The sequence below is a fragment of the Faecalibacterium sp. DFI.5.82 genome (genome assembly GCF_029076575.1).
In the GTDB taxonomy this organism is placed as follows: Bacteria; Bacillota; Clostridia; order Oscillospirales; family Ruminococcaceae; genus Faecalibacterium; species Faecalibacterium duncaniae.
Genome location: NZ_JARFIS010000261.1, coordinates 1 through 331 on the forward strand (window position 1 = coordinate 1; position 331 = coordinate 331).

Annotated in this window: 1 rRNA gene; it reads left to right on the forward strand. The window is 52.9% G+C overall.

Features of this window, described 5'->3' with window-relative positions:
- Positions 1-331 (forward strand): 23S ribosomal RNA (locus P0G09_RS16515); the annotation flags it as partial.

Below are 331 nucleotides of genomic sequence, written 5' to 3' on the forward strand. Positions count from 1 at the left end.
GGTGCTCCAGAGATGGAGCCGCAGAGAAACGGCCCAAGCAACTGTTTACCAAAAACACAGGTTTGAGCTAAATCGAAAGATGACGTATACGAGCTGACGCCTGCCCGGTGCGGGAAGGTTAAGAGGAGATGTGCAAGCATTGAATCGAAGCCCCAGTGTACGGAGGCCGTAACTATAACGGTCCTAAGGTAGCGAAATTCCTTGTCAGGTAAGTTCTGACCCGCATGATAGGCGTAATGATTTGGGCACTGTCTCAACAGCCCGCCCGGCGAAATTGTAGTACCGGTGAAGATGCCGGTTTCCCGCGACAAGAGGGAAAGACCCCATGGAG